The following is a 25,029-nucleotide window of genomic DNA, read 5'->3' as shown; positions in this document are numbered from 1 at the left end:
TTATATTTTTATAAAATAATTTCTGTTTTAAACAAAAAGAATGAATTATTTACTACCCTTATTTTCTGTACTTTTAGGATATAGCGTGGCTTTGTTTATAAAACCAAACAACAAAACCAATTTAAAATTACTGCTGGCCTTCAGCGGTTCTTTTTTATTGTCTCTAACCGTAATGCATCTTTTGCCAGAGGTTTACGAGTCGCACAATCATAGTATCGGAATTTTTATAATGATCGGAATTTTATTCCAGATTATTCTCGAATTTTTCTCAAAAGGCGCCGAACACGGACACGTTCACGGGCATGCAAAAATGTCTCAGATTCCGTGGCTTTTATTTATCAGTTTGTGCATTCACGCTTTTTTAGAAGGTTTTCCTGTAAGTCACCATCATGGTTTAGCAATCGGAATCGCGATTCACCACTTGCCTATTGCCGTTATCTTAACGACATTTTTCATTAATGCCGATTTAAACAAAAAAGCCATTTTTGCCTTCATGCTGACTTTTGCCATCATGACACCGCTAGGAACTGTGGCTTCTGAATATTTGCCTTTTTTAAACAAATATTATACTGAAATAACAGCCATTGTAATTGGTATTTTATTCCATATTTCATCAACAATCATTTTCGAAAGCAGCGAAGGACATAAATTCAACATTGCTAAGGTCTCGATGATTGTTTTGGGAATTTTACTAGCTTTCTTTTTATAATTAGATAATTAGTCAATTTGATAATTAGATAATTCTCATTGACTCATTATCTAACTGACTAATTATCTAATTGACTAATTATCTCATTATTGATTTTTTCGTGTGAGGGATAGTAGCAATCCGCCGCAGCGGAGCGGATAGCCCGACCGCATTTACGAAAGGCGCACATAAGCGGTTTGTTAAATAGCGCCTTTTGTAAATGTGGTCACACCCAAAATATTCCCGTTTTAATTATCATTTTCTAATTATCAAATTGCCACATTATCTAATTAGAAACCCTCTTTCTTTCCTCCTGATTACCAAAATTGCGTTCTTTCACATTGATTTTTTTATTTCCAAAATTGTAAATTACAGACAAACGCACAAATCGATTGCTTTCATTATTGCTGTACACTTGCTTTACGCCATTGACAACCGAGGTAAAATCTTTTAAATAAGATGTATTAAAAATATCATTGGCCAGAAATGCAATTTGAAGCGTTTTATTCAACAAATCCTGTTTGAATCCAATATCAAAACTTGAGGCATAACCTATTTCATACAAACCGCTTTTAAAAGGCGTACTGTAATTAAAATCAATTTGAAGCTTCGTGTTTTTTCCTAATACAAAAGTATTATTAGTAGTAAAATCAATTTGCAAACTGTTCGATGGCGTTGCATTGATATCTTTGATAAAGTCCGTTTTTGCGCCTAAAAAATACAATGAATTTTCGCTCTGCCACCACTCTGCAAAACTCGCCGAATAGCTTTCGCCAACACCATAATTCAAGCTTTTAAAATAATTGTCACGCGTAATGATTTGCGTACTTGTTTCTGGATTTGAAGTAAATAAAACACCATAACCATCTGTAATCAGATTTACAAAAACACTTGTTCTTAAAATTTCTTTATACGAATGGGCAAACTCAAAATTATCACTAAAAGAAGGCTTCAAAAACGGATTTCCTTCTGCATAGCTGTTACTGCTAATATAAATTCGGAACGGATTCAGTAAGTCAAAACGAGGTCTGTTGATTCTTTTTCCATAATTCAAACTAAAACTGTTATTATCATTCTTTTTGTATGAAGCAAAAAAGGTTGGAAACAATTTCAAATAATTATTTACCGTTTCTTGATTCAGTGTTTCAGAAAATCCAGTAGTTTCTGTGTTCTCAAGTCGCAATCCCAATTGAAGATTCCATTTCTCGTTTATTTTTTTATCTCCGTTAATATAAACTGCCTGATTATTTTCGGTGTATTTAAAACGGTTCGACTGATTTGGATCTAATACTGGAGTTCCCGAAATTGTATCATAAAAAAGCACATCGCTTATGCTATTTGTAAAGCTCACTTTAGCTCCATACGATAAATTCATTGACTGAAGCGGATGTTCCATATCTCCCTTAAAACTCAAATTATCAATATCCTGATTCGAAATGTTTCTTCCAGACTGATTCACATCGACAAAAGATCCATCTGCTAAATAATTATTTGCAGTAAACTCACGATCAAATTTTGAGTTGTAGTTAAAATAATCCACATCAAATGATAATTTTCGGTTTAACGTATCCAATTTTGTAATCAAATGCGCATTGTAGGTTTGATTACCCGATGCTCTATCTGCAAAACTGTTATTGACAATGTAATTTTGCAATTGATTTTGCGCATTGTACTTTTTAACTACAATATCTGATTGAAAATCAGGATTAGTTCTATCATTTAAAACTTGAAAACCAACTGTAGTTTTTTCTGAAAAATCATAATCCAAAGCCAATTTTCCTGATAGATTTTCGTTTTTTGCTTTTGTTCTCGCATTCAAATTCGAAAGTCCATCCTCAAAATAAACGTCCGAGATTTCATCTACATTTTTATATCCCGTTTTTCCATTAAAGCTTGCCGACAAACGAAATTTGTTTTTGCTGTAAAAGAAATTATCTCTCAAAGTATAAATTCCGTATTTATTCTGATCGTAAGAAACTGTTGTCGAATTCTTCCAAGAATTACGAACGCCTTTTTTCATCACAATATTAATTAGTCCGCCAAATCCATCAGCTTCATATTTTGCAGGCGGATTACTTATAACTTCAATATTCTTAATATCGGCCGCAGAAATTGATTTCAAAAAATTATTCAATTCTTCGCCTGTTAATTCAATAATCCTTCCGTCAATCATAACTCTTGAAGTTCCTTTTCCTAATATATTAATTGTATTATTTTGAACCACAACTCCAGGCGCGGTATTTATAGCGCTTAAAGCATCTCCTCCAACATTGGCAACATTGTTTTCTAGATTATAAACCAACCGATCCGTTTTTTGTTCGATAGTTTTCTTTTTAGATTGTACCACAACTTCTACTAAATTTGTTGTGGTTTCTTTGAGAATTACAGTCCCTAAATCGGTATCTTTTTCTACTGAAATCTCTTTTTCAAGATCCGTAAAACCCAAAAGGCTGATTTCTATTTTATACAACCCTTTTTTAAGATCAATTTCAAAAGAGCCATCAGCTTTACTTGTTGTCCCAGTAATAATTTTTCCTTCCTCATTTAAGATTGAAACTTCAGCCCATTCTAAAAACTTTGTTTCGCTGGCTATTTTTCCCTTTAATTTAAATGTCGATTGAGCTAAACAAAATAGTGGCAATACTAAAAAGATTAAAAGAGGTAATTTTTTCATGATTTCTAATTTTACTTGTTTGATTAATTTGAAGCAAAATTGCCTTAGAAAATCTGCGTATGTGACCGACAAAAAAAAGTCGAACCAATTTCTGCTTAAGAAATCAGTTCGACTTTATTTGATGCGACGTTCGACTTTTTACAAACTCTTTATTATGAAGCGTTTCGGTATGCTGTCGGCGTTAAATTTGTATATTTTTTGAAAGAAGTATTAAAGGATGATTTCGAATTAAAACCGACTTCATACAAGATTTCTAAAACCGTGAGATCATTTTGAGCAGGATTTTTTAGAATTTGCATTGCTTTTTTAATGCGATATTCGTTTACAAAATCAAAAAAATGCTGATCCATGTGATGATTGATTAAAACCGAAAGATCTCGAACCGGAATATCAATCTGATTTGCCAATTCCTGAATGGTAAGTGACGGATCCAGATAAGGTTCTTTCTCTTCCATATATTGTTTTAATGTCGCAATTTGAGACGAAATAGCGTTATCCTCAATCTCTACTGTTTTTTCGATTTTATCTTCATTTTCTTTAGAAAGAAACTCTTTTGTTAATTGCAAATTAGAATTGATCCCTCTAAAAAGTTCCGGATGATTTAAGGCCTTCATGACGAACCAGCAGATTACACATAAAGCCATAACGACCATCAAGACGTTTCCCCACAGAAAAATATCTCGCGAAGCTGTATAGCGCAATAAATTTTTTGAAGCCGTAATAGAATGCATTACTAAAAAAACACAGTTCATCTGAAAAAGCCATTTGTATGTAGAAGTACTGGGATTGGTGTAATTTTCTAGATAAATTCTTTTATACTTCCTTAAAATCAAAAAAATGCTGATTATATAAAACCAATATTGAAATTCGATTAAAATCTGAAAAAAATAAATCTCAAACATAGAGTTGTAATTCTCTAAAGCATACATTTTTTCGGGACCCGATTTCAAATATATCCTCGGCATTAAGACCAAATTCATAACCAGAAAAGGAATCGTGTAAATTAAATGCTTCCATTTTAATCTGAAATCAGAATAACAGACTGCCAAAACATACAAATAGATCAAAGGCATTTCGAGCAAACATATTGTACTTCTAAAGAATTCCAGATCCATATATTCTAAAGGAAATGAATAAGCTAAAAGTCCGCTGAAATCAATAGCCGAGAAAATAATAAAACAAGCAAATAATCTATTAGCTAATTTATTTTCCGTTTTTACTGTAAGTAAAAAAAGCGCAAGCAATAACGAAATAAAGACAGCAATACGGGCAACGCTATCTAAAAATGCCAATTTATCCATTCCAGTTTTTTATTATTGAACAAATATAATGTTTTCGCTTTTGTAACAAAGCTCAATTAAACTCGTCTTTGTAGAGAAAAAATAGAAGAAAAAAATTGATTTTAAATCTCTGAGACTTTGCAAGATTGAGATAAAAAATATTAATTTTGACCCCGTCTAAATAACATTAAAATGACATTTACGAAAACAACAGAACAATCATCGAAATACGAACATTTAGAAAAAATGTCTGTTCATGAATTGTTATCAAATATAAACCAAGAAGACAAAACTGTGCCTTATGCAGTCGAGAAAGCTTTACCGCAAATAGAAGCTTTAATACCACAGATTGTTGCAAAATTAAAATTGGGCGGGAGATTGTTTTATATCGGAGCTGGAACTTCTGGCCGACTTGGTGTTGTTGATGCTTCTGAATGTCCGCCAACTTTTGGTGTTCCTTTTGATTTAGTAAATGGTATTATTGCAGGTGGCGATACGGCCATAAGACGCGCAGTAGAAAATGCTGAAGACAATCCGACGCAAGCTTGGATTGATCTGCAAAATCATAATATTGGACAAAATGACGTTGTAATCGGGATTGCAGCTTCTGGAACTACTCCGTATGTTATAGGCGGTTTAGAAACTTGCAATGAGAACAATATTGTTACAGGATGCATAACTTGTAATGCTGGAAGTCCGCTGGCTTTGACTGCTCAGTTTCCAATTGAAGTTGTGGTTGGACCAGAATTTGTAACGGGAAGTTCGAGAATGAAAGCTGGAACTGCACAAAAATTGGTTTTAAATATGATTTCGACCGCATCTATGATTCAGCTAGGAAAAGTAAGAGGCAATAAAATGGTCGACATGCAGTTAAGCAATATAAAACTGGTTGATCGCGGCGTAAAAATGATTATGGATGAAATTCCGGTTTCTTATGAAGAAGGATCCGAATTATTAAAAAAATACGGCAGCGTGAGAAATGCTGTGGATAATTATAGAAAATAGAAGTTTTTTTTGAGGTGCAAAGGTGCTAAGCTACTAGGGACTAAGGTTTTCCAACTTTGTCAAAGTTTTTTAACTTGAAACCTGAAACAAAAAAAACAGAAACATAAAATTATGGCAACAAATAAAAAATTATTAGGAAAAGGAATTAAATATTTAAGCGGTGCTTTACCTTTAATGTTTTTAGGGCCAACTTTAATTTATAATGCATTTCAAAATCAGCATACCAACTGGCATTATCTGGTTTTAGGAATTGGAATTGTAGCTTGCCTCAGTTCTATGTTTTTGATCTTTTTAGGATTGAAAATTATAATGAAAGGGATATTTAATGACTAATTTGTATCTTTACTAAAATTCTTATGTTATGGATATAAAAGCAGAAATAAACTGGATACATCAAGAAATTGACAAAGTCAAGGATCCCTCTTTTATTGAAAAATTAAAACATCTTTTACAATCTATAAACAATCCCACTATCGACACAGATTCTGCTTATAATATCGATATCGACAATGCGCTAGATGATATTTCAAAAGGAAATGTTTACGATGAAGATGAAGCGAGAGCAATTACTAAAAAATATTGAACCTGACAGGTTTTAAAAACCTGTCAGGTTTCTTAATAAATATACAATACGCATGGAAAGTCTAATTCACATTCAGAAAACCTTTGATAAGGTTGTTTATATCGACAAAAAAATAAACAATCGAGAGTTTGAAGATTGTGTTTTTAAAAACTGTGACTTTTCTAACAGTAATTTTAATTCTAATACCTTTCTAGATTGCGAATTTATAGACTGCAATCTTTCTATGACAAGTCTAGCGGGAACGAGTTTAAAAAATGTCACTTTCAAAAATTGCAAACTTTTAGGAATCGCTTTTAACGAATGCGACGATTTCCTTTTTCAGGTTTCTTTTGACGAATGTGTTTTGGATTATGCTTTATTTTCGAATAAAAAAATGCCAAAAACTCAGTTTATCAATTCTTCTGTTCGCGAAGTAACTTTTATCGGAACCAACTTAACCAATTCTGTTTTTGACAATTGTAATTTGGATGGTGCCATTTTTAATGAAACGCAATTGGCTGGCGTAGATTTTAGAACGGCGTACAATTATAAAATAGATCCCGAATTTAATCCGATGAAAAAAGCACGGTTCTCTACCGATGGAATTGTTGGATTATTGGACAAATATGACATTAAGATTGTTTAATACTTTTTTTGCCACGAATTACACGAATTTCCACTAATTTTATTGTTTTCTATTAAGGCATTTATTTTTTTAATTTGTGCCAATTCGTGTAATTAGTGGCAAAACAAACAACATGAAAGCAGATGAATCTTATCTTGAAAGTGTAAAAAAACAGTTTTTATACTATAAAATGCTGGGCGAAAAAGCAATGAATCAGCTTGAAGCAGAACAGCTTTTTGTTGCTGTAAATGATGACACCAATTCTATTGCGACAATCGTAAAACATATTTCTGGCAACATGCTTTCGCGATGGACAGACTTTTTAACCACCGATGGCGAGAAAGAATGGCGCAACCGCGACTCCGAATTTGAAAATGATTTGCAGTCTAAAGAAGAAGTTCTCGATCTCTGGAATAAAGGATGGAATTGTCTCGAAAATGCTTTAGAAAATTTAAATCCTGAACAACTTTCAGATATTATTTACATTCGAAATGAAGGCCATACGGTTATTGAGGCCATTAATCGTCAACTGGCACATTATCCGTATCATGTTGGGCAGATTGTTTTTTATGCCAAACAACTGAAAAACAGCGAATGGACAAGTTTGTCGATTCCGAAGAATAAATCTGGAAATTACAATGCTGAAAAGTTTGCCAAAGAAAAAGAAATCAAGAACTTTACAGACGAAGAATTAAAAAGATTGAAATGATAAATTACTATGCAAATTTTGGCGGAACATGCTGGTGGATCCTAATTAAATTTTGTAGAACAAATTTAACTGAAGAGCAAAGTCCTAAAAACAAGAAACGAAATTTGATATTTCTGACTTTTCTAACTTTGGTGATTTTCTTTTTATTCTTTAATTAAAAAAAGATCTTTTGAAAACGAATGCCCTAGCCCTGATTGTAATGGAAATCCTTTTTGCCCGCCGCGGCGGACAAAAAGATTGAAATGGAAAGCAGGAATCAGCTCCTAAAAAATCAACTTATTTAAAATGAAAAAAATTATATTCTTATTTCCTCTTCTAGCATTAGTTTCTTGTTACCAAACAGAACACAATTGCAAAGATTTTAAAACTGGGAAATTCAAGTTTGAAACTGAAGTAAACGGCGAGAAAAAAACGACTTATTTTGAACGCAAAGACGATATTGAAATCGAAACTTTTGAAGGAAAAACAGACACAGCAACTATTCGTTGGGTAAGCGATTGCGAGTATGTACTCCAAAAAAAACATCCTAAAAACATGGCCGAAGAAAAGGCTATCAGCATGAAGATTTTAAACACTTCTAAAGATTCTTACACTTTTGAATACGGACTTGTTGGTTCTGAAGAGAAACAGAGAGGCACGGTTTACAAAGTCGATTAAATAGTTAAAGCTTTTGCCACAAAAGCACAAAGGCGCAAAGAATTACATACTTATTAAAGCTTCCTTTTTGGGAGCTTTTTTTATGCTCTGCGCTTAAAAATTCACGCAAAGACGCAAAGTCGCAAAGATTATAAACTTAGAAGCTTCGCCGCTTAGTAGCTTAGAAGCAAAAAAATAAAAACGTGTTCCTTTTACATTTCTATTTTAAATAGTATTTTAGAACTCTAATCTATCCGACCAATGAAAAATACGATTTCGCAAAGAGTTGCTGACTTCTTAAAGAATTATCCGCCTTTTAATTTTCTTCATCAAAGAGAACTGGAAAAGCTTTCTGAGCAGATTTCTATAATTTATAAAGAAAAAGACAGTGTAATTTTTGCCGAAAATGATAAAACACACGATTCGTTTTATGTGGTTCATAAAGGTGCGGTTGCCTTGAAAAAAAGTACTAAAAATACTGTTTTAGACATGTGTGACGAAGGTGATATTTTTGGATTGCGTCCGCTTTTGGCGCAGGAAAATTATATTATGGAAGCTGTAGCGCACGAAGAGAGTATTTTGTATGCGATTCCTATTGCGGTTTTTAAGCCTTATGCACTGGAAAACAGAAATATTGGAAATTTCCTTATTGAAAGTTATGCTTCAAACACCCGAAATCCGTATTCGGATATTCATAAAGACAAATTATACGGCGATGATATTTTAGATGAAAACTTGCATTCAAGCAATCATTCTTTTGATTTGGCGCCTATCAAATATTCTAAAAAAATTGTAACCTGCAGTCCGTCAACAACCGCCAGAGATATTGCAAAAATAATGAGCAAGAAAAAAGTCGGCGCTATTTTGATTGTAGACGAAATGCTTCCTATTGGTATTCTGACTGATAAAGATCTTCGAAATAAAATTGTGACCGGAGATTTTCCAATTACAACAACGGCAGAAACGATAATGACAAAACCAGTTATTACGTATTCTAAAAAAATGACGGTTACCGAGGCGCAAATGGCGATGATGAAAAGTGATATCAGTCATTTATGTTTAACAAAAGACGGAACCGTAAACACAAAAGCGGTTGGAATTTTATCCAAACATGACGTAATGGTCGCACTTGGAAACAATCCTGCGGTTTTGATTAAAGCTTTGAAAAGAGCTAAAAAAATCAAGGAAATAAAGCCTATTCGCAATCGAATTATGCAGCTGCTGCAAGGTTATCTGGATCAAAATATCCCGATGACTTTGATTACCAAAATCATTACCGAACTTAACGAAGCCTGCACAACGCGAGTAATTGAAATCTGCATTGATAAAATGAGTAGTCCACCGCCCGTAAAATTTGCTTGGCTGGCCATGGGAAGCCAGGGACGAGGCGAACAAATGCTTCATACCGATCAGGACAATGCTATTGTATACGAAAATGTAAATGAAGTTTTTAGAGATGAAACTAGGGTTTATTTCTCAAAATTTGCAGGCCTTGTCAATAAAGGTCTTTTTGAAATTGGCTACGATTACTGCCCTGCCGACATGATGGCTTCGAGCCCAAAATGGTGTATGAGTTTGGATGAATGGAAAAATCAGGTGCATCATTGGATTACGAATCCTGGAAAAAATGAGGTTTTGTTATCATTTATTTTCTTTGATTACAGCGTGACGTATGGCGATACCGAAGTGGCAAGCCAATTATCTAATTACATTTTTGAAACCATAAAAGCAAATCCTATTTTTTATATGCACTTGGTGAGCGGTGCGCTGCAAAGTCCATCTCCTACTGGTTTCTTTAGACAATTTTTGGTTGAACAAGATGGTGCCAACAAAGATAATTTTGATATTAAAAGACGTGCTTTAATGCCTTTAACAGATGCGGCGCGCGTTCTTATTTTATCGCATTCGGTAAAAGGAATTAGCAACACGGCTGAACGTTTTGAAAAACTGGCTGAATTAGAACCGAACAACAGAGAATTGTATTTGTCGTGTTCGTATTCGTTTAAAGCTTTATTGAAATTCAGAACAAAACAGGGTCTTTTGCATCATGATTCGGGTCAGTTTATAGAATTGGAATCGTTGACCAAAATGGAAAAAATCAAACTGAAACGTACTTTTAAAACCATTAAAGAACTTCAGGAACTTATTTCGGTGCGTTTTAATATTTCAAATCTGGTATAATATGAGTTTATTCAATTTTTGGAAAAAAGAGGAAATCAATCTGTTCGATGAAAATATTACGATTGAAGAAACTCGGTTTGTGGTTTTAGATACCGAAACTACAGGCTTTGATTACGACAACGACCGCATATTATGTATCGGTGCTCTGGTTCTTCAAAACGGAATTATTTCGGTTCAGGAAAGTTTTGAGGTTTATATCGAACAGGATCACTATGATAAAAGTACGGCTCAAATTCACGGAATTCTGAAAGCTTTTGTTATTCAGCGTCCTACCGAATTGGAAGCTTTACAACAATTTCTAGATTTTTTAGGCGATGCTATAATTATTGCGCATCACACGATTTTTGATGTAACAATGATTAACAAGGCTCTAGAACGTAATGGTCTGCCGCAGTTAACCAATAAAACTTTAGATACGGCTTATTTGTACAAAAAGACTTTAATTCAATCGCATTTGTTTGAAAGAAAAGATCATTATACCCTAGACGATCTTGCCGACAAATTTGATATTTCTAAGAAGGATCGCCATACTGCTTTGGGCGACGCGTACATAACTGCCATAGCTTTTCTGAAAATAGTCAAGAAATTAAAAGAAAAAAGGGCAACCAATCTAAATCAGCTTTTTAAACCGCTTTAAGATTTTTTTATGACTATTAAATTTACATTTAGGCATTATAATTTACCTTTTAGTAATACATGACTTATAAAAATTAGCAAAAAGAAAAAATAGGCATAACATGTATTTTGTTTTGTATAGATAGTTTTGATCTAATCAAAAAAACAAAAAAACAATTATGAAAGCTAACTTTTTAAAATCTATTGCCGTGCTTGGAATTGCAGGATTTACCGCAATAAGCTGTAATGATGACGACAAGAAAGACGGATCAAATGGTGTTAACGCAAACATCGATTTTACTTCACATTCAAAAGTTCCTGCTTTTGTTTATCCGATGACTGGATTTGAAAATCTAAAAATCAGTACGCTAATCGCGAGTTCAGATGTATTGCCACAATCTCCTTCTTTTGTTTACGGAGCGCAGCCAGACGGTGCTGGATTAATGAAAGATCCAAACGGAGACGGTTATATCATGATTACAAATCACGAGATTCTACAGTCTGTTTCTAGAGTTTATTTAGACAAAACTTTTAAACCTGTAAAAGGTGATTATATCGTTGACGGCGTTGGAGGTTTAACTCGTTTATGCTCTGCAACTTTGGCAACTCCAGAAATACACGGATTTGGACCAATCTTTTTAACTGCAGGAGAAAGCGGTCAGGAAAGTATGGTTCACGGAATCAATCCGTTAGGACAATCTTCTGACAAAGCAAGAACTGACAGAGTTTTACCAGCTTTAGGAAAAGCTAGTATGGAAAATGCTGTTCCGCTTACAAAAGAGGCTTATCCAGGAAAAACTGTTATTTTAATTGGAGAAGATCAGTCTTATGCAACTTCTCACGCAAGTGCAGGTCAGGTGATTATGTACGTAAGTACGGTTGGTGATTTGTCAAACGGAAAATTATATGCTTTAAAGAGAACAGACGGAAATCAAGTTGAAACGTCTATGACTTTAAACAACTCATATCCAGTAGAGTTTGTTGAAATTCCAAATGCTAAAAACTTAACTGGAGCTGTAATCAATACAACCGTTAATGACTTAAAAGCAATCCGTTTTTCTAGAGTTGAAGACGTAGATTACAGAAAAGGAAGCGCAAGTAATAACAGAGAAGTATACTTTACTGCAACAGGTCAGGCAACAAACAATGCTCCTGTAGAAGGCTACACGATGTGGGGAAGAGTTTATAAACTGAAATTGGATGCTACAAATCCGTTAAAAGGAACTCTTGAACTAGCTGTTGAAGGCGATAGTACTCCTGGAACTGGAATTATCAATCCTGATAACTTATGTGTAACTGAAAACTTCGTTTACATTCAGGAAGACGGTGACAGTTATTATGCTGATGCAAAACACGATTCATACATCTGGCAATACAACATTGCTACGAAACAAAACAAAGCTTGGTTAAATATGAACCACAAAAGAACGGATCCAACTTGGAATACGCTTTACAACCAAACAGGTGAAATGAGATTTGGAAGCTGGGAGTTTGGTGCTATGGAAGACATCTCTGACATCATAGGTGTTCCAGATACTTTTACCGTAAACGTTCACCCGCACACATGGCAGAGTGATGCATTCAAAAATGCAGACGGATCAGGAACCCAAACTAACAAAGAAGGCGGACAAACTGTAATTATTAGAAACGTACAACGATAATAATTACTTCCAAAATTTATTGACAACCCTTATTTTTTTCAATAAGGGTTGTTTCTATTAAAATATCATTATGAAATTAAAGCACTTTTCTTTTCTGTTTTTCGCACTTTGCTTCTTCTTTTCGTGTCAGAAAAATGAAACTTCAAAAACCACAATCAAACAGAATCTTCTTATTGATTTAAATAAATTGAATAATGAAATCGTACAATTTCAGAAGCTTGTAAATGATAATGCAGCTCCAAAAGAAATTGTCGAACAATTTAAAAAGTCCCGCTTATTTTATAAAAAAGTAGAATGGGCAATTGAATATTTTATTCCCGAAACGGGCCGTTTTATGAATGGTCCAGCTTTGGACGAAATGGAACTGGAAGAAAACAGATCTTTTGAACCACATGGTTTTCAAGTTATTGAAGAAATGATTTATCCCGAATATAAAATTGAAGACAAAGAAAATGTGATTCGTGAGCTGAATATTTTTCAATCGAATATCAAGCAGTTAAATAGTAATTTTGAAGCTATCACAATAAGTGATGATTATGTTCTGGATGCGCTTGAGCAAAATGTTTTTAGAGTAATTGCATTAGGAATTACAGGTTTTGACAGTCCAATTCTGCAATCTTCTATTCCTGAAGCGGGAGAGAGTTTACTTTCGATTTTAGAGCCTCTTGAAACAATCAATTCGAACAATAAAGCTTTGGTTGATTTAAAGAAGTTAACAGCAAAAGCAAAGCAATATTGCCAAGAAAACAACAATTTCAATGCTTTTGACAGAGCTTTTTTTATAACGGAATATTTGAATCCGATCTCTAAAAAAATCAAAGCTTTTCAGAAAGAAGAAAATATTAAAAACGTAAATAAAACCAGCCCATTAAAACAAGATATCGAAACTTTATTCGACAAAAATGCTTTTGATGTAAACGCTTTTGTGCTATCTAAAGATTACAATTTTACAGCTGATAAAGCAAAATTGGGTGAAAAACTTTTTTATGATAACAGCTTGTCAAAAGACAATAACAGAAGCTGCGCCACGTGCCATAATCCCGAAAAAGCATTTACAGACGGATTAAAAACGAATGTTTCGCTAACAGGATCAAACTTAGCGAGAAATACTCCTACCCTTACTTACGCTTCTTTACAGAATGCGCAATTTTGGGATATGCGACAATTAGATCTGGAAAAACAAAGTGTTGATGTAATTCAAAATAAAGATGAAATGCATGGTTCTATGGACGATATTCACGCTAAAATTCTTTTGAATACAGCATATATCAGTCTGTTCAAAAAGGCTTATCCAAAAACTCAAAAACCAGAAGCATGGCAGATTCAAAATGCAATCGCTAGCTATGTAAGGTCTTTAAATGCTTTCGATTCTCGATTTGATGAATATATGAGAGGAAACAAAAACAGTTTGACAAAAGAGGAAATAAACGGAATGAACCTTTTTATGGGGAAAGCAAAATGTGCCACTTGCCACTTTACACCTTTGTTTAACGGAACTGTTCCGCCCAGTTATTCCAAAAGCGAACACGAAGTTATTGGTACACCGCAAGATGTTTCAGGTGAAAAATTAAGCTCAGATCAAGGGCGCTATTTATACAACAAAATGCCTCAGTTAGTTGGCGCTTTTAAAACTCCAACAGTTAGAAATGCAGCTGTTACGGCTCCTTACATGCACAATGGGGTTTTCAAAACTCTCGAAGAAGTCGTTGATTTCTATAACAAAGGAGGCGGACAAGGTTTAGGTTATGAAGTCGAAAACCAGACACTTCCTTTTGATGAATTGAAACTAACCAAAAATGAAGAAAAAGCCCTTGTCGCTTTTATGAAAACCCTGACTGATAAAAAATACCAGTAAAACCAAAATAAATTCAAAACGATAAAAACGCCGAAAACAGACAGTTTCCGGCGTTTTTTATTTAATTTACAAACATTCGATACGGAAAAACATTCGACGATCTATTTTTTAAGTTTTTCATAAAGCTGTCGCAGAGATAATTCCACTCTACGGTGCTCCTCCTGGATACGTGGGTTATGAAGAAGGTGGTTTATTAGTAAACAAAATTCGACAAAAGCCTTACTCTATAGTTCTCTTTGACGAAATTGAAAAAGCACATCCTTCTGTTTTTGATGTTTTTCTACAAATTATGGACGAAGGAAAGCTGCACGATCGATTAGGAAAGGAAGGTGATTTTTCTAATGCCATTATTCTTTTTACCTCAAATATCGGTTCTGATCATATTATTCAAACTTTTGGTAAAGGTGAAATTCCGAATTCAAGTTCTTTAATGGATATTATGGGTAATTATTTCAGACCTGAATTTTTAGGAAGATTGACCGAAATTGTACCTTTTGCTCCTATCAGTAAGGAAAATGCTTTGGCGATACTTGATATTCATCTTAAAAAAGAATTCACTGATTTATTAAAGAATATCAATATAAAAGTTGAAATTCCAGTAGAATCTAAACTTTATCTTGCTGAAAATGGCTATAATGCCAAGTATGGTGCAAGACCTATTAAAAGTATTATTCGAAGCCATTTAAGAAGACCGTTAGCTAAAAAAATAATTTCTGGTGAAGTCCAAGATGGCGATACCATTAAAGTGATTATAGAAAATAATGAAGTAAAATGGGTTAAGGAAGAAATAATCTCTGCAGAGAAATAAATTTTTATTGATAAAAAAAACCGCTGAAAAACTAATTTTCAGCGGTTTTCATTTTTATTCTAAAACCAATCCGATTTGCCCATCGTCATCAAGCTCCGTTTCAACCGAATCATCTTCTGATAATTCTGGTTTTTCTGGAACTTCTTCTACAGGTTCTTCGTATGGAAGAGGATCTAATAAATTAACTTGTTTCAATTTCTCTGTTGTCAATTGATTTCCAAGAGCTTTAAAACCTTTTACGGCTATAAAGTCCTCCACATCTATATGAAGGTCGTCTTTTTGAACTCCTTTTACTTTTGCAAAAACTAATTGCGCTACCGGACGATAATCTGTAGAAACAATCTCTAATTGAGAATTTGGATGGTCTGTAATAAAGCTTTCCTCCTTACCTTCATTTTCTACAAGGAAACGTTTTAAGAAATAACGTTCTTTTTCACCATCATAATAAATGGCAGAAATTGGTTTCTTTGGCTTCCATTTTTCCAAAACAATCATATCTTCCTCAAAATGAGTAGATAATTCTGGAATAATAACTTTTAGTTTTCCAGATTGACTGATCACCAAAATCTTGTCGCTTGGTTTAAATTCGCCTAACAATTCTCCTCTTGCATCTACATTTAGACGTTTTACCGTATCATCAAACCAAACTTTTCTTGGCAATAAAGTGGAAATTCCTTTTTCTTTCAATTCGATTTTCTTGATCGGATATTTGGTTACCAAATTTCCTTTCGAACCACGACCTTTAATTGCTAAAGCAGCAAAGTCAATATCAAATTTTAATTTCTTAATAGTTCCGATCTGACGCAGCAATATTGTTACAACCTCAGCTTCTCCGTTTGGATTATGTGAAAAATAAACCACTTGAGAACCTTTAGTACCATTCGTTAAATCATACGCTTTATCTCTGGTAACTCCAGTAACATTGAAACGTTTGATGTAAGATGGCCCCGATTTTCCGTCACGATAAATCATATTATAAATGGTACGTTTATCATTCTTATCAAATACAGCGACATGAATAATGTCTTTACCGACAAAAGTTTTGGCATCAACTTTTGTAATCATCATGGTACCATCTCGTAGAAATACAATTACATCATCAATATCAGAACAATCTCCTACATATTCGTCTTTCTTTAAACTCGTTCCAACGAAACCTTCATCACGGTTTACGTATAATTTTGTATTTCTTAAAACTACTTTTGTAGCTTCCACGTTATCAAAAACACGAAGTTCGGTCTGACGCTGACGACCTTTTCCGTATTTCTCTTTTAATTTGGTGAAATAAGCAATGGCAAAATCGGTAAGATGTTCCAGATTGTATTCTACCTCTTTCATTTCTTCTTCCAACCTCGAAATCAATTCATCGGCTTTATCGGAGTCAAAACGAGTGATACGAATCATTGGGATTTGTGTCAATCTTTGCAAATCATCATCGGTAATTTCTCTTACGAATGATTTTTTGAAAGGCTCAAATCTGTCATACAAATATTTGTATAATGATTCTCTGTCTCCGTATAATTTGAAATCGATATACATTTCTTCACGAATGAAGATTTTCTCCAAAGTAGAAAAATGCCATTTATTTTTTAATTCTTCTAACTGAATTTCTAATTCCTGACGCAGTAAATCAACTGTTCTTTCTGTTGAAATTTTCAACATTTGAGAAACTCCGATAAATAGCGGTTTGTTATCTTCAATAACACAACCTAAAGGCGCTACAGAAGTTTCACAAGCTGTGAAAGCAAAAAGTGCATCGATTGTTTTATCAGGAGAAACACCTGGAAAAAGGTGAATTAAAATTTCAACATCAGCAGCAGTATTATCTTCAATTTTCTTGATTTTGATTTTACCTTTTTCATTGGCTTTCAAAATACTGTCAATCAAAGTCGAAGTATTGGTAGAAAACGGAATCTGCGTAATCACCAATGTATTCTTGTCTAACTGCGAAATTTTAGCACGTACACGCACACGTCCGCCACGCATTCCATCATTATAATTAGAAACGTCGGCAATACCAGCTGTCATAAAATCTGGATAAAGCGTAAACGGTTTACCTTTTAAGATTTTAATCGAAGCGTCGATTAATTCGTTGAAGTTATGAGGCAAAACTTTCGTCGAAAGTCCAACGGCAATACCTTCTGCTCCCTGTGCCAAAAGCAATGGGAATTTAACCGGAAGATTGTTTGGTTCTGCGCGACGTCCGTCATACGAAACTCCCCAATCAGTAATTTTTGGAGAATACAAAACCTCCAGAGCAAACTTAGATAAACGTGCCTCGATATAACGCGAAGCTGCCGCACCGTCGCCTGTTAATATATTTCCCCAGTTACCTTGACAGTCAATTAATAAATCTTTTTGACCAATCTGTACCATAGCATCACCGATACTCGCATCTCCGTGTGGGTGATACTGCATGGTGTGTCCAACAACGTTTGCAACTTTATTGTAACGACCGTCGTCTAGTTCTTTAAGCGAGTGCATAATACGACGCTGAACCGGTTTAAATCCGTCCTCGATTGCAGGTACAGCACGTTCCAGAATTACGTACGAAGCATAATCCAAAAACCAGTCTTTGTACATTCCGGTTACTTTGGTTATAACATCTTCGCCTTCTTCTTCCTGATTTTCGTAAAAATGCTGTCCTTCAAAATGTTTGGCATCTACATCGACAATCTCATCGTCATCTCCATTTTGATTGTCATCAAGCTGGTTTTCGTCCTGACTATTTTCGTCGTCGTTTGGAATTATGTTATCGTCTTCTTCGTCTTTCATTATTTATATTCGAAATTATAAATTTGATGTTATATGTTTTCGATAAGTCTTTTTAAATCAGACTCATTTGGTAAAACCGTTTTATATTTACTGGCAAAAATCTGCTCGTTGTTTTCTGGTAAAGTATATTTTACAACAGATTCATTTTTATTTTGACAAAGCACAATTCCGATCGTTTTATTTTCATCTTCTAGTCGCATTTCTTTGTCATAATAATTGACGTACATTTGCATTTGTCCTAAATCCTGATGTTTTAATTCTCCAATTTTTAAATCAATTAGAACAAAACATTTTAATATTCTATTGAAGAAAACCAAATCAATTCTAAAATGTTTATCATCAAAAGTAATTCTTTGCTGTCTTCCAACAAAAGTAAAACCGTGGCCTAATTCTAGTAGAAATTGTTCCAGTTTGTTAATGATTTCTTCTTCTAACTGAGATTCAGAATATTGATTCAATTCTGGCAATCCCAAAAATTCAAGAATATAAGGATCTTTAATGATATCTTTGGGCTTCTCTATAATCTGACCTTCTTCTGAAAGTTTTAAAACTCCTTCTTTATCTCGACTTAAAGCTAATCTCGTATAAAGGGCCGAATCATATTGGCGCTTTAGTTCACGAACACTCCAATTATTTTTCTCCGATTCAATTTTGTAAAATCTTCTTTCTTTTTCATCATCAATTCGCATTAGAAAAACATAATGAGTAAAAGTTAATTTAAAAAATGAAGACAATGTCTGGTAATCTAACCTATTCAATTCCGCAGTCACTGACTGCGTTTTTTGAGTTTTGAATTCCGCAGACACTGTCTGCGTTTTTTGAATTTCTAAAATCCTAGACAGTGTCTCGGATTTTGAAAAAGTTAAATAAAACTGTCTTATTTGTTCTAAATTCCTAATAGAAAATCCTTTCCCAAACTCTTTTGTCAAATGTTGAGAAAGATTTTTTAATAACTGCTTTCCATACTCAGCACGATCTTTTCCATTCTGCTCTTCTTCAACAATAATTCTTCCAATTTCAAAATACGTTATGGTCATGGTTGAATTTACGGTACGCAAAACCTGTTGTCGGGCATTTTGTAATAACTCGGCAACTTGTTGAAAAATAACTTTATTTTGAAGATCGTTTGACAATATTAATTTTATTTAAAATATTAAGCCTCTTCAAGCTCATCAATCTCCACCTTCAGATTCTTGATAATAAAATCCTGTCTGTCTGGCGTATTTTTGCCCATATAGAAAGACAGCAACTGCTCGATTGACGTATGTTTATCCATCATAACCGGATCAAGGCGAATTGTGTCTCCGATAAAATTTTTGAACTCGTCTGGCGAAATCTCTCCCAAACCTTTAAATCGTGTGATTTCTGGTTTTGGTTTCAGTTTTTCAATCGCGTCTTTTCTTTCTTCTTCAGAATAGCAGTAAATTGTTTCTTTTTTATTTCGAACCCTGAAAAGCGGTGTTTGAAGAATATACAAATGCCCCTCTTTGATTAATTCTGGAAAAAACTGCAAAAAGAACGTAATCAACAGCAAACGAATGTGCATTCCGTCGACATCGGCATCGGTTGCGATTACGATGTTGTTGTAACGTAGTTTTTCTAATCCGTCTTCGATATCAAGTGCTGCTTGAAGCAAATTGAATTCTTCATTTTCATACACAATTTTTTTAGTCATCCCGTATGAATTCAAAGGCTTACCACGCAAACTGAAAACGGCTTGTGTATTTACGTCGCGCGACTTGGTGATCGATCCAGAAGCCGAATCTCCCTCAGTAATAAAAAGGGTACTTTCTAAGTTTCTCGGGTTTTTAGTATCAGGAAGATGCGCACGGCAGTCTCTTAATTTTTTATTGTGCAGATTGGCTTTTTTAGCACGATCTGTTGCCAGTTTTCTAATTCCTGATAATTCTTTTCTTTCTCGTTCTGCCTGAAGAATTTTACGCAATAAAGCTTCAGCTGTAGGCGGGTTTTTATGTAAATAATTATCTAATTTGGTTTTGATAAAATCGTTTACAAAAGTACGAACAGAAACTGGTGGCGTTCCGTCATCTGAACCCATATCGGTAGAACCTAATTTCGTTTTGGTCTGAGACTCAAAAACAGGTTCCATCACTTTAATACTAATCGCACTCACGATCGATTTACGAACGTCTGATGCTTCGAAGTTTTTATTGTAAAATTCACGAATCGTTTTTACAACTGCCTCACGATAAGCTGCTAAGTGCGTTCCTCCCTGTGTGGTATTCTGACCGTTTACAAAAGAGTGATATTCTTCGCTGTATTGTGTTTTGCTATGTGTAAGCGCCACTTCAATATCATGATCTTTCAAGTGAATGATCGGATATTCTAAATCTTCTTCGTTGATTGTTTCTTCTAATAAATCGCGAAGACCGTTTTCTGAATAGTATTTTTCACCATTAAAAATAATCGTCAAACCATTGTTCAAATAACAATAGTTTTTGACCATTTTGATCACATATTCTAAACGGAATTTATAGTTCTTGAAAATAGATTCGTCCGGCGTAAAAGTTACTTTTGTTCCTTTACGTTTTGTCGTATCGATTATATCTTCTTCTAAAACTAGATTTCCAGCAGAAAACTCTGCACCTTTTTGTTTTTCATCACGAACTGATTCTACTCGGAAATAATTCGATAAAGCATTTACCGCTTTTGTTCCGACTCCGTTCAAACCTACAGATTTCTGGAAAGCTTTGGAATCATACTTTCCTCCGGTATTCATTTTCGAAACTACATCGACTACTTTTCCTAACGGAATTCCACGTCCATAATCACGAACCGAAACCGTCTTATCTTTTATGGTTATTTCAATAGTTTTTCCGGCACCCATAACGAATTCATCGATACAGTTGTCCATAACCTCTTTTAAAAGAATATAAATACCATCATCCGGTGATGATCCGTCCCCTAATTTCCCGATGTACATACCCGGACGCATACGAATATGTTCCTTCCAATCGAGTGAACGAATATTATCTTCGTTGTATTGATTTTGCTCTAGCATAAATGAATTTAGGATTTTTGGCTAATGTACCATTTATCGGTAAAAAATAAAAGCGTATTTCTTTTTTGTTATGAATAATAACAGTTTAAAATGTATTTAAATTGATTTTAAAATAAAACGGGTGCTAAAATCAGGTAAAAATTGCTTTTTCAGCAAAAACAAATCTATTTGATCCCCAACACTTCTTTCGCCAGCGCAATCATTTGGGGCGTTCCCGTATTTTTATTTTTTTCATCAGACAATTTCACAACTCCTTGCCAATGTGTATTATCGGGTTTTGTATCGGTTAATTTGATCACCATATTCATTGCTGGAAGCCCTACATCATTTGTGAAATTCGTCCCGATTCCGAATGACATTTTTATTTTATCGTGACAGAAATCTACAATCGTTTTTACTTTTTCGTAATTGAGCGAATCCGAAAATACAATGGCTTTTGATTTTGGATCAATTCCCATTTTGGTATAGTGCGAAATTACTTTTTGAGCAAATTCAATCGGATCTCCGCTATCGTGGCGAACTCCATCAAAAAGTTTGGAATATTTTTTATCGAATTGATTGAAAAATATTTCGGTAGTATAAGTATCTGTTAAGGCAATTCCAAGATCTCCGCCATAAACCTGCGTCCAATGTTCTAAACTTATCAAATTAGCCATTTTAAAGCCATATTGTGCGGCATGAAACATGAACCACTCATGGGCATGAGTTCCTAACGGACGTTTATTATTGACCATCGCAAAATGTACATTGCTTGTACCAATAAAACTTTGTCCGCCATATGTTTTCAAAGTTTCATTTATTAAATCATGCACTTCATAAGAATGACGTCGTCTAGTACCAAATTCTAAAACTGAAACTCCTAACTTATTATAGTTTTCGATTTTTTCTTTAGTAAGATTTTTGATCGCTTCATCATTCAAGCGGATTAAATGATTTGCTTTATAAAACAGCTCCGAAATCAGAGCCATCAAAGGCACTTCCCATAAAATAGTTCTGTACCAAAATCCTTCAACTTTAACGGTAATCTCTGATCCTTCTTGGCTGATTTCTACTTCAGAAGGATCAAAACGATATCCTTGCAGAAAATCTAAATAAGTAGGATCTAAATAACGGCAATAATGTGCCAGGTAACTTTTTTCTTCTTTTGTTAAACGAAGATCTGCCATGGCGTCAACAGAATGGCGAAGTAATGCCGCAAATCCTTCTGGAAAAATATGCTTACCGCGATTTATAAATCCGTAACGGACTTTTGCTTTTGGAAAAAGTTTTATTACAGCATGCTGCATCGTAAATTTGTAGAAATCATTGTCTAAAATTGATTTCAAAAAAGTAGTTTCCATAGCATTCAAATTCTTTCATTTCCTGCTAAGATACGGCAATTTTGCAAAAGACAAAAATGTAGATTTTCTTAATTTACTACGAAACAATTTTAAAAGAAACCACACTATCAGTATCTATAAAAATAGTGACATAATCTCCAATATTGCTATCAATCAAAATTTGAAATTCTAAGCCTCCACGCTTCTCTTTTGGATTGAGAACTTTAACGGGCTGGTTCTTTTTATTCAAATAAAAAACCTGATTAGATTTTGATACATTTTTAATCTCGACAGTAATCTTATCTCCGTTTTTAGCTTCAATTATTCCTGAATTTGGAGTTTTTATTCTATAATCCTTTTCGATTGTTTTGTTATAAATTAAAGAACCGTTTAAGAAATCACTTTTACTGATTCTTTCTCCAAGAAAAGTTCCTGAATCTGGATAATGTTTCGCAAAGAAATAATCTGGATCGGTGTCAAAATACGCGGGATTAAAATCGTTAACCATACGGCCTTTTCGGCTGTCGTAGTAACCTTGTCCCCAAGTTACATCAACCAGAATCCATTTTCTTCCAATTAAAACGGTATTCCAAGCATGATTAGATGAAGTAGTTTTTCTTCCAATATCTCGCAAATTGGTTTTTGAATCACCGCGAATTATTTCGCATTTTAAACCGACCGATTCTGCCAAATTCTGATATAAAGCTGTAAATCCTTCACAAACTCCTTTTTGCGATTTAAAAGTTTTTTGAATAAGATTATCATTTAGCTGTTTTATTTTTCTTTGTTTTTCAGCTTCAGAAGAATAACTAAATCCCTGCACTCTTGGCGGATTCAAATAGGCATTATAATCGTATTTTATATTGAAAGCAATCCAGCTGTAAATAGCTCGCGCGCGTTCAGCATCAGAGTCAAAATCTTTTTCGATTCTTTCGGCTAATTTTTCGGTAGTGCTAAAGCTTTTCGGATATTTTGCAACAATTTTATCAACTTCATTTATCTTTTGTGAAAAAGTAAAGTTGAAAGAAATAATATGCAGTAATAGAAGTAAAAATGAAATCTTTTTTTGTGGCATTTAAAAATTTGATTTAATAATATTTTTCAATTCAGTATCTAACTCAACGTTAGAGATCTTATTTTGTTCTGAATCAAAATTCGAGCCAAATGCTGGTAATGAGAAAGTTCCTTTTATTTCAGCTCCGTAACGAGGAAACAGATTTTGTGCAATTCCTAAAACAGAAGCTCCACCTCTTCCTCCTGGAGAAGTTGCTAATAACAACATTGGCTTGTGCTGGAAAACATCTTTTTCGATTCTCGAACTCCAGTCGAAAACATTTTTGAAAGCAACAGAATAATTTCCATTATTTTCTGCCATTGAAACTACTAGAATATCGGCTTCTTTTAATTTGTTTAAAAAAGATTGAGCCACTTCATGCTGACCTACTTCTTTTTCTAGGTCAACGCTAAAAACAGGCATAGCATAATCATTAAGATCTAAAACCTCAGCATCTGCATTTTCAAATAAACTAGATGCGTAAGTTGCTAAACGTTTATTGATTGACTGCTTACTGTTACTTCCTCCAAAAGCTATTATTTTCATGGTTTCTCGTTTGTTAATCTTTGTTGTGTTGATTCTTGTGTTACATTTTCGATCTCGTAAACTTCTTTTGCAATCTCTACCGAGTACTCATTTGGATAAATTTTCCCTCCATATGATTTTGCATAGACTTTCGTAAATTCTGCTCCAAAGTAAAGAATAATTGCCGAATAATAAACCCAAACTAAAATAATGATTACAGATCCTGCAGCGCCATAAACTGAAGCTACTGTAGAATTACCTAAATACAAACCAATGGCGAATTTACCAATCATAAAGAGAATTGCAGTAACTGCAGAACCAATAATAGCATCTTTCCATCTAATTTTTCCGTCTGGCAATGTTCTGAAAATGATAGTAAATAGAAGGGTAATACTAGATAGCACAATTATAATATTGATCACATAAAATAAATAGACTGTGCTTTCTGGAAAGTATAATTTTAACCTGGCGCTCATTAAATCTAAGATCGTATTAACAAACAAGCTGACAATCATTAAGAAACCTACAGAAGCAATCATTGAGAATGACATTAATCTGTTCTGAATGAATTTCTTAACACCTTTATCTGGCTTTGCACGCAAACCCCAAATAAAATTGATAGAACTCTGAATTTCTGCAAATACCCCTGAGGCTCCAATCAGCAACATAACCACTCCAAATACAGTTGCAAAAACATTGCTTCCTGATAACTCCACATTTTTAATAGCTTCCTGAATCTGAGTAGCAGCACCATTTCCTACTAGTCCATTTATTTGTCCGTACAATTGTCCTGTTACTGCATCTTCACCAAAGAAAAAACCACAAATAGTGATAACAATTATTAATAAAGGAGGTAAGGCAAAAATGGTATAATAAGATAACGCCGCGCTCAATTTGATTGCATTATCATCGTTAAATTCCAGAAAGGTATTCTTCAATAGAAACCAGGTTTTTGATAGAATAGTTTTGATTCTCATTTTGCTGATTTTTGATATTCACTCAAATTTAAGCATTAATGAGATTTTTTGGATTTTT

At 33.9% G+C, this 25,029-nt stretch carries 20 protein-coding genes and 1 pseudogene; 12 read left to right on the top strand and 9 right to left on the bottom strand.

Annotated features, from left to right (window positions below; genetic code table 11):
* Nucleotides 1-40 precede the first annotated feature (40 nt).
* Nucleotides 41-709 (top strand): ZIP family metal transporter, encoded by a 669-nt coding sequence (locus ACWA1F_RS23415; protein ID WP_306159773.1) that lies wholly within the window; start codon nt 41-43, stop codon nt 707-709.
* A 265-nt stretch (nt 710-974) separates the two neighbouring features.
* Here ACWA1F_RS23415 and ACWA1F_RS23410 read toward each other — a convergent pair whose 3' ends face one another.
* Nucleotides 975-3,362: a TonB-dependent receptor gene (locus ACWA1F_RS23410; RefSeq protein WP_456897385.1), complete on the bottom strand. Its 2,388-nt coding sequence runs from the start codon at nt 3,360-3,362 to the stop codon at nt 975-977.
* Between the two features lie 152 nt (nt 3,363-3,514).
* The gene (locus tag ACWA1F_RS23405) at nt 3,515-4,663 is read right to left on the bottom strand and encodes a helix-turn-helix domain-containing protein (RefSeq protein WP_456897383.1); all 1,149 of its coding nucleotides are present in this window, start codon (nt 4,661-4,663) and stop codon (nt 3,515-3,517) included.
* Between the two features lie 171 nt (nt 4,664-4,834).
* On the opposite strand from ACWA1F_RS23405, the gene murQ reads away from it, so the two are divergent.
* The 11 genes and pseudogenes from murQ to ACWA1F_RS23350 all read left to right on the top strand — a co-directional run.
* Nucleotides 4,835-5,647, top strand: coding sequence for an N-acetylmuramic acid 6-phosphate etherase (murQ, locus tag ACWA1F_RS23400; RefSeq protein ID WP_456897381.1), 813 nt, complete (start codon nt 4,835-4,837; stop codon nt 5,645-5,647).
* A gap of 111 nt (nt 5,648-5,758) precedes the next feature.
* Complete coding sequence (locus ACWA1F_RS23395) at nt 5,759-5,980, top strand: DUF6095 family protein (protein WP_306159765.1); 222 nt, start codon at nt 5,759-5,761, stop codon at nt 5,978-5,980.
* A 28-nt stretch (nt 5,981-6,008) separates the two neighbouring features.
* On the top strand, nt 6,009-6,230 hold the full coding sequence (locus tag ACWA1F_RS23390; protein ID WP_456897379.1) for a hypothetical protein: 222 nt from the start codon (nt 6,009-6,011) through the stop codon (nt 6,228-6,230).
* 52 nt (nt 6,231-6,282) lie between these two features.
* Nucleotides 6,283-6,855, top strand: a complete 573-nt coding sequence (locus tag ACWA1F_RS23385; RefSeq protein ID WP_456897377.1) for a pentapeptide repeat-containing protein — start codon at nt 6,283-6,285, stop codon at nt 6,853-6,855.
* A gap of 112 nt (nt 6,856-6,967) precedes the next feature.
* Nucleotides 6,968-7,543, top strand: a complete 576-nt coding sequence (locus ACWA1F_RS23380; RefSeq protein ID WP_456897375.1) for a DUF1572 family protein — start codon at nt 6,968-6,970, stop codon at nt 7,541-7,543.
* Nucleotides 7,544-7,828: 285 nt separating this feature from the next.
* Nucleotides 7,829-8,200 carry a DNA topoisomerase IV gene (locus tag ACWA1F_RS23375; RefSeq protein WP_456897373.1) on the top strand — a complete coding sequence of 124 codons (372 nt, stop codon included), beginning with the start codon at nt 7,829-7,831 and terminating at the stop codon, nt 8,198-8,200.
* Nucleotides 8,201-8,440: 240 nt separating this feature from the next.
* Nucleotides 8,441-10,360 (top strand): DUF294 nucleotidyltransferase-like domain-containing protein, encoded by a 1,920-nt coding sequence (locus ACWA1F_RS23370; RefSeq protein WP_456897371.1) that lies wholly within the window; start codon nt 8,441-8,443, stop codon nt 10,358-10,360.
* A 1-nt stretch (nt 10,361) separates the two neighbouring features.
* Entirely contained in the window at nt 10,362-10,997 is a 636-nt protein-coding gene (locus ACWA1F_RS23365) for a 3'-5' exonuclease (protein WP_456897369.1), read from the top strand.
* Nucleotides 10,998-11,154: 157 nt separating this feature from the next.
* The gene (locus ACWA1F_RS23360; protein ID WP_306159750.1) at nt 11,155-12,636 is read left to right on the top strand and encodes a PhoX family protein; all 1,482 of its coding nucleotides are present in this window, start codon (nt 11,155-11,157) and stop codon (nt 12,634-12,636) included.
* A 70-nt stretch (nt 12,637-12,706) separates the two neighbouring features.
* Nucleotides 12,707-14,491, top strand: coding sequence for a cytochrome-c peroxidase (locus tag ACWA1F_RS23355; RefSeq protein ID WP_456897367.1), 1,785 nt, complete (start codon nt 12,707-12,709; stop codon nt 14,489-14,491).
* Between the two features lie 145 nt (nt 14,492-14,636).
* Nucleotides 14,637-15,299 (top strand): annotated as a pseudogene (locus tag ACWA1F_RS23350) (AAA family ATPase); the annotation flags it as partial.
* A 54-nt stretch (nt 15,300-15,353) separates the two neighbouring features.
* Here the strand turns inward: ACWA1F_RS23350 and ACWA1F_RS23345 are convergent.
* From ACWA1F_RS23345 to ACWA1F_RS23315, 7 genes are all read right to left on the bottom strand, one after another.
* Nucleotides 15,354-18,074, bottom strand: coding sequence for a DNA gyrase/topoisomerase IV subunit A (locus tag ACWA1F_RS23345; RefSeq protein WP_306159745.1), 2,721 nt, complete (start codon nt 18,072-18,074; stop codon nt 15,354-15,356).
* Nucleotides 18,075-18,103: 29 nt separating this feature from the next.
* A complete protein-coding gene (locus ACWA1F_RS23340) occupies nt 18,104-19,207 on the bottom strand; it encodes a PDDEXK nuclease domain-containing protein (RefSeq protein WP_456897365.1) in 1,104 nt (367 codons plus the stop codon).
* A gap of 20 nt (nt 19,208-19,227) precedes the next feature.
* Nucleotides 19,228-21,096 (bottom strand): DNA topoisomerase IV subunit B, encoded by a 1,869-nt coding sequence (locus tag ACWA1F_RS23335; RefSeq protein WP_456897363.1) that lies wholly within the window; start codon nt 21,094-21,096, stop codon nt 19,228-19,230.
* Between the two features lie 164 nt (nt 21,097-21,260).
* Nucleotides 21,261-22,436 (bottom strand): nicotinate phosphoribosyltransferase, encoded by a 1,176-nt coding sequence (pncB, locus tag ACWA1F_RS23330; RefSeq protein ID WP_456897361.1) that lies wholly within the window; start codon nt 22,434-22,436, stop codon nt 21,261-21,263.
* A 76-nt stretch (nt 22,437-22,512) separates the two neighbouring features.
* On the bottom strand, nt 22,513-23,490 hold the full coding sequence (locus ACWA1F_RS23325) for a transglutaminase domain-containing protein (protein ID WP_456897359.1): 978 nt from the start codon (nt 23,488-23,490) through the stop codon (nt 22,513-22,515).
* The gene (locus ACWA1F_RS23320; RefSeq protein ID WP_456897357.1) at nt 23,491-24,015 is read right to left on the bottom strand and encodes an NADPH-dependent FMN reductase; all 525 of its coding nucleotides are present in this window, start codon (nt 24,013-24,015) and stop codon (nt 23,491-23,493) included.
* Entirely contained in the window at nt 24,012-24,971 is a 960-nt protein-coding gene (locus tag ACWA1F_RS23315; protein ID WP_306159733.1) for a YihY/virulence factor BrkB family protein, read from the bottom strand. The genes ACWA1F_RS23320 and ACWA1F_RS23315 overlap by 4 nt, the downstream gene beginning before the upstream one ends.
* Between the last annotated feature and the right edge of the window lie 58 nt (nt 24,972-25,029).

The organism is Flavobacterium erigeronis, from assembly GCF_054075165.1.
The sequence above is the reverse complement of the archived record's forward strand: the minus strand, read 5'-3'. Positions and strand labels throughout refer to the sequence as shown.